The following is a 6,111-nucleotide window of genomic DNA, read 5'->3' as shown; positions in this document are numbered from 1 at the left end:
TAAGTGCCGCTTATTTGAGCGATAAGGTAAACTTATGACTCGCATAAGGAGATACGAATTGAAATTATCACCTGCGGCGCCCAAATAGAAGAGGAGGATTCGGTGCGGCCAACCGGTTGAGTAAAGTTCTGGTCGCGCCGGGTCGGACGCTTGAGCCTGAAAATCGCAACCGAGGAGAGCCAATAATGCGTGAGTGGCACAAGCCGACGGTTGAGGAGACGGAGTCCAGCATGGAAGTAACGAGCTACCTGCCGGCCGAGCTGGATCGCGCTTAATCCGTTCTTATTCATCCTCGGAAATCGGAACGGCGATCCGGCGGATAGCGGGGTCGCCGTTTCGCTTTTGAGGATTGCGTGGCACACTCTCGTTTGCGGCAAGCTCTTGCCAAAGCTTCCCGTTCAGATTTTCTTAATCTGGTATGCAGACAGATTTCATCGACGCGTCATGCGCCTCTCATCCAGACTCCCCATGCTAAAATAGGGCCGAACAGCGGCCATGAAAGACACCGCGGCAGCTCGCAGTCATGATCCCACAGCAGGTCGATCAATCCGGTGATAGTGCCGGGGAGTTACTCGATGTTCCTCTTAGGCATCCGGTTGAAAGTGATGATCAGGCCGTGACCAAGATTATGAGTCCCGAGGAACTTGAGCAGGAGCTCCGCGCCATCGGCGCCGAGCGCTATCACGACAAGCACCCCTTTCATAAGCTTCTGCATGGCGGCAAGCTGAACAAGGGCCAGGTCCAAGCCTGGGCGCTGAACCGCTATTGCTACCAGTCGGCGGTGCCGCGCAAGGACGCCGCCTTGATCAGCCGGTGTCACGACCGCGAGATCCGCCGCGACTGGGTTCACCGCATTCTCGACCATGACGGTTATGGCGAGGAGGAAGGCGGAATCGAGCGCTGGCTGGTGTTGACCGACGGGCTTGGCCTCGACCGCGACTACGTCGTCTCGATGAAAGGCGCGCTGCCCGCAACTAAGTTCGCCGTCGAGGCCTATGTCAATTTCGTTCGGGAGAAGACCCTAGTCGAGGCGGTGGCCTCCTCGCTGACCGAGCTGTTCGCGCCGGAGATTCACAAGGAGCGCATCTCGGGCATGCTGGAGAACTACGATTTCATCAGCGACGAGGTGATGCAGTACTTCAAACGCCGGCTGGCCCAGGCCCCGCGCGACGCCGACTATGCCCTCGACTATGTGAAGCGTAACGCCCGCACGCCTGAGGCGCAAAGCGGGGCCCTCGACGCTCTGAGATTCAAATGCAACGTGCTGTGGTCGCAGCTCGATGCGCTTTATTTGGCCTATTACGACCCGGCGATGATTCCGCCGGGCGCCTTCGTGCCGGAAAAAGCATGATGGCTGAAGGCACGTCCCTTGGGCGTCTGATGGTAACCCAGGAGACACGCCCCTTTTTGCCGGCCTATCTCAAGCTCCGCCATGATGCGGGGCGTGGCCGCTGGGTGTTGCTGGCGCCGGAGCGCATTCTGACACCTGACGAGACCGCCGTCGCAGTGCTCAAGCTCTGCGACGGCAAGAGAACCGTGGAGGAGATAACCGAGGCGCTGGCCAAGGACTATGCAGCAGCGGTCGACGTGATCCGCAAGGATGTGCTCGAGCTGCTGCAAGGGCTGGCGGACAAGGGATATATAAAGGCATGAGCCCGACCAAGATGGACAACGGTAAGGGACATTTCGAGACGCTGGTCGTCGATGACGAGCCGACCGAAGGCGTGGTGGGAAGCACGACCGAGGCACTGTGCGCGCTGGCGCCGGTGGGGCTGCTCGCCGAGCTCACCCATCGCTGTCCGCTGCAATGCTCCTATTGCTCCAACCCGCTCGAGCTCGAGCGGGTCAACAAGGAGCTGACCACCGCCGAGTGGGTGTCGGTGATGGAGCAGGCCGGTGCCATGGGCATTCTCCAGGTGCACCTCTCCGGCGGCGAGCCCACGGCGCGCAAGGACCTCGAGGACATCGTTGCCGCCGCCTCCAAGGCCGGCCTCTACACCAATCTGATCACCGCCGCCGTCACCTTGACCCGCCCGCGCCTCGAGGAGCTGGTCAAGCGTGGCCTCGATCACGTGCAGATCTCCTTCCAGGACGTTGATGCCGAGAACGCCGAGCGCATCGGCGCCTATCCCGGCGCCACGCAGAAGAAGCTCGACGTCGCTCATTGGGTGACGGAGCTTGGCCTGCCACTCACCATCAACGCGCCGATCCACCGTCAGAACATTCACAATGTCCCCCGCTACATTGAGCTTGCGCTCGAGCTCGGCGCCCAGCGGCTCGAAATCGCCCACGTCCAATATTACGGCTGGGCTTACCTCAACCGCGCCGCGCTGATCCCGACCTATGAGCAGACCATCGAGTCGATCGAGTTCGTCGAGCGCGAGCGCGAGCGCCTCAAGGGGGTGCTCACCATCGACATGGTGGTTCCCGATTATTACGCCAAGCGCCCGAAGCCCTGCATGGGCGGCTGGGGCAAGGGCTTCATGAACATCACGCCGGCCGGCAAGGTTCTCCCCTGCCACGCCGCCGAGACCATCAAGCATCTCAGCTTCGACAACGTGAAGGACCGCAAGCTGCTCGACATCTGGCTTGACTCCGATGCCTTCAACGCTTTCCGCGGCACGGAGTGGATGAAGGAGCCCTGCCGCTCCTGCGCCTTCCGCGAGATCGACTTCGGCGGATGCCGCTGTCAGGCCATGGCCATCACCGGCGATGCCCGCAACACCGATCCGGCTTGCGCGCTCTCGCCCTATCACGGCGAGATGGTGGCGCTAGCTCGCGCCGAAGCGGCGAAAGAGCCCCCGGCCTTCGTCTATCGCAACCCGCGCAACGCGCCGAGCGCGGCGAAGCCCGAGACGCGCCCGCTGGTTCCGGCGGAATAGAGTTGCCGCCAGCCTGCTTGTCATGACGAGCCGCGGGCTTGTCGGGGCATTTCGGTTTGGCCCGAGGGGTTGCCAAATCTTCCTGCCCAGGTTTCCACCTTGCAATGCCTATTTTATTATCGCTACCATGACCGGTCGCTCGACCGGTTCAAGCGGCGGCGGAAAGCTCGTTCCGGGTCCGTTCCGAGGAGCCCGGCATCCTTTGAAGGCGTCGGTCGGTCCATCATGCACCTCTCTCCCCTCGCCCGCCCACGGCGAACATCCTTAAGCGTCACCCTGTGCCTTGTCCTTGCTGCCGGCGTCATGACGCTGTGGCGCGGCGAGGCGATCGCAGCCGACCAGCCAGCGGCGGGAGCGCCAGCCCCAACGGCAGCACCCGAGGCCAAGCTCGACGGCATCCAGGTGCAGGTGCCGGAATCGCCGGCGATGACGCCGGTCCCCATCGGCTATCTTCGCGAGATCCCGGATAGTCCGCGGCCGGCCTCGCGCGTGGACAACGAACCCGACGATGCCGGCATTGCCGGCGCCAAGCTCGCCATTCAAGAAAACAACGCCGGCGGCCAATTTACCGGCGACCTCTACTCGCTCGAGGTGAGGTCCGTCGCCTCTCCGGACGCCGCCCTCGGCGCCATGCAAAAATTTTATGACACCGGCCACCACTACATCATCGTTGACGCATCCGCCGACACGCTGCTCAAGCTGTCCGACTGGGCCAAGGGCAAGGACATTCTCCTCTTCAACATCCGCGCCACCGATGTGTCGCTCAGGCAGGAGAATTGCCGCGCCAATGTCATGCATGTCGTGCCCGATCGCTACATGCTGGCCGACGCGCTCGCCCAATATCTCGTGATCAAGAAATGGACCAACTGGCTCTTGGTGCACGGCTCGACGCCGGGCGATCTCGCTTATGCCGACGCGATCAGGCGCGCCGCCGGGCGGTTCGGCGCCAGTATCGTCGATCAGCGCGAGTACAAGGACGTCTCGGGCGGCAGGCGCGACGATGTCGGCGTCATCCCTCCGGGCAAGCAGGCAAGCGTCGATGCCACCTTCGCCGCCGACCCCAACTACGACGTCATCATCGTCGCCGATGAAGACCAGCTGTTCGGTCCGTATATGCCCTACCGCGGCGGCGGCAAGCCCCGGCCGGTGGCGGGAACGACCGGCCTCGTCGCCACCACCTGGAGCCCAGGCCACGAGAAGTGGGGCGCCACGCAGATGAACAACCACTTCGAAAAGGATTTCAAGCGCCTGATCTTGCCGATCGACTATCAGGCCTACGTGGCGGCAAGGACTGTGGGCGAGGCCGTGACCCGCAACCACGGCGAGCCCTTCGCCAAAGTCGACGCCTTCATTCACGGCAGCGAGCTTCAGCTCGCCCCGTTCAAGGGCATCAAGCAGCAGTATCGCCCCTGGGATGGGCAGTTCCGCCAGCCGATCCTCATCGCCACCGACAAGGTTCCGGTCTCGCTCTCGCCGCAGCGTGGCTTCCCGCATGCGAGCCATCCCGAGATCGAGATGGACACTCTCGGCATCGATGAGCCCGAGAGCACCTGCAAGATGTAGGGTCTAACGCTCGGCCGTCGATGTCTTGATCAGGTTGCCGTTCTCGTCCAGCAGCGGCACGTTGTATTCGCTGAGCATGACGTTGATGTCGGCCTGATTCTCGGCGATCAGCTTGTTCAGCTTGTGCTTCCACTCCGGCTCGTTAGGGCGCACGCCCATGGTGATGCCGTAGATCGTGGCTGGTCCTGCCTTCTCCTTCACCAAGGGTACGAGAGCAAGCGGCACCTTGGCCGCTTGCGCGTAGTAACCGCCGAGCGGCCCCCACAAAATGCCGGCGTCGATCTCGCCAGAGGCGACTGCCGCGATCACCGCCGCCGCGGCGTCGCCCGAGCTGCGGTCGCCCATGACCTCAAAGGACCGCGCGTTTGCCATCAGCCCGTTCATCGCCATGATGCTGACCGGCGGCGTGCGGGCGAGGATGCCGATGGTCTTGCTCTTGAGACGCTCATCGGCAAGGCTTTCGACGCCGGCAAGGCTCTTATCGTTCTGCCGGTAGATCAGCACATAGGAGGTCCGGTAGTAGGGATTTGTGTCCTCGATCATCCCGGTGCCTTGGGCGTAGCCCATGAGAATGTCGCAGTCCGTGTCGTCCGGCAGCGTGGCTACGTGGCCCACGACCTGAGGCAGCCAGGTGTAGACGACGTGCAGGTCGAGTTTGCCGGCGATGACGTCAACGAGCTTGTTCTCGAACCCCTCCCCCTTTTCGTTGGAGAACGGCATGTTTTGCGGATCGGCACACACGCGAAGTGTGCCGTCGGTGGAGGCAGCCCTGGCGCCCACCGTCGCGGCGCCTGCGAGCAGAGCAATCAAAACCGTTGCCAGCACTTTCGAGCATCGGAGTCCGAGCCCGCGTGCGGCACGACTGTCCGTCAGATTAGATGCGGTCATTTGGATCACGAGGGCACAGGGACCGTCAGCATATCATATGGGAGAGGCGACGTTTCCAGCCCCTCCCCGCGCCAGCGCGCAGAAAATGGCCCTAGCTCAAGAGCGTCATGGGCAGCGATAGTTTGAAAGCCGCCTAATATTGGGCGGCACACTTGGCGATGTTATCGGCCCGTTCGATGCCGGTCGGATAGTAGGCTCCGGTGGGCTTGCCGCCAAATTTCAGCATCATTTGCCGCGCGGCCTCGATGGTCTCGGGCTCATTCTTGAGCTTAAGCATCCTTACAGCATTGCAATCCGCATCGAGCTCCATGTGCTTCAACTGGGGCGCGATGTAGAAAAAGGGCTGCGGGCCGAGGTGGCCGAGTTCCCGATGGTAGGCGGCAACATGGCCGAGCGTATGATGGCTGCACTCGTGGGCCATGAGGAAGCGGCCATAGGCCATGGATTCGGCCATGGTCATGGCGCTGACCACGATGATCGGCTGGCCGTTTTCATCCATCGTGGACATCGCCTGCTCGGGCAAGTCCGGCAAAAGGTAGGTAGTAATCGCGCAGAACGGATTATCAATGGTGGGAAGCCAAAGCTGGCGGGCAGAGGCGTTGCCGCAAAACAGCCCGATACAGAGGATAGCAGCCAAGATCAGCACTGGACGACGCATAGTGGGCCCCCCGCCGCACTGAGTCGTTTTCCATAAAGAATCTAAACTCATGTTCGACCACGTCCAAAGGTTTTTGCGAGTACAACGCATGAAAGCCATTATATGTCACCGAGTTCACAC

7 protein-coding genes are annotated in these 6,111 nt (G+C 61.9%); 5 read left to right on the top strand and 2 right to left on the bottom strand.

From position 1 onward, the window contains the following. The first annotated feature begins 185 nt into the window (after positions 1 to 185). The 5 genes from pqqA (at position 186) to ACREC7_RS15310 (ending at position 4,445) form a co-directional block, all read left to right on the top strand. Positions 186 to 275 (top strand): pyrroloquinoline quinone precursor peptide PqqA, encoded by a 90-nt coding sequence (gene pqqA / locus ACREC7_RS15330; RefSeq protein WP_431556561.1) that lies wholly within the window; start codon positions 186 to 188, stop codon positions 273 to 275. Between the two features lie 353 nt (positions 276 to 628). Further along, positions 629 to 1,351 (top strand): pyrroloquinoline-quinone synthase PqqC, encoded by a 723-nt coding sequence (gene pqqC / locus ACREC7_RS15325; protein ID WP_431556562.1) that lies wholly within the window; start codon positions 629 to 631, stop codon positions 1,349 to 1,351. 56 nt (positions 1,352 to 1,407) lie between these two features. Further along, positions 1,408 to 1,653 carry a pyrroloquinoline quinone biosynthesis peptide chaperone PqqD gene (pqqD, locus tag ACREC7_RS15320; RefSeq protein WP_431556560.1) on the top strand — a complete coding sequence of 82 codons (246 nt, stop codon included), beginning with the start codon at positions 1,408 to 1,410 and terminating at the stop codon, positions 1,651 to 1,653. After that, positions 1,650 to 2,882, top strand: coding sequence for a pyrroloquinoline quinone biosynthesis protein PqqE (pqqE, locus tag ACREC7_RS15315; RefSeq protein WP_431556559.1), 1,233 nt, complete (start codon positions 1,650 to 1,652; stop codon positions 2,880 to 2,882). The genes pqqD and pqqE overlap by 4 nt, the downstream gene beginning before the upstream one ends. Before the next feature lie 225 nt (positions 2,883 to 3,107). Then, positions 3,108 to 4,445: an ABC transporter substrate-binding protein gene (locus ACREC7_RS15310; RefSeq protein WP_431556558.1), complete on the top strand. Its 1,338-nt coding sequence runs from the start codon at positions 3,108 to 3,110 to the stop codon at positions 4,443 to 4,445. A gap of 3 nt (positions 4,446 to 4,448) precedes the next feature. On the opposite strand, the gene ACREC7_RS15305 is transcribed toward ACREC7_RS15310, so the two are convergent. Both ACREC7_RS15305 and ACREC7_RS15300 read right to left on the bottom strand, forming a co-directional pair. Further along, positions 4,449 to 5,270, bottom strand: a complete 822-nt coding sequence (locus ACREC7_RS15305; protein WP_431556557.1) for a quinoprotein dehydrogenase-associated putative ABC transporter substrate-binding protein — start codon at positions 5,268 to 5,270, stop codon at positions 4,449 to 4,451. 196 nt (positions 5,271 to 5,466) lie between these two features. Next, a complete protein-coding gene (locus tag ACREC7_RS15300) occupies positions 5,467 to 5,991 on the bottom strand; it encodes a hypothetical protein (protein ID WP_431556556.1) in 525 nt (174 codons plus the stop codon). Positions 5,992 to 6,111 lie beyond the last annotated feature (120 nt).

Origin of the sequence: Methyloceanibacter sp., from assembly GCF_050728395.1 — a bacterium.
Lineage (GTDB): Bacteria > Pseudomonadota > Alphaproteobacteria > Rhizobiales > Methyloligellaceae > Methyloceanibacter.
This window is presented reverse-complemented; position numbering and strand designations above follow the sequence as displayed.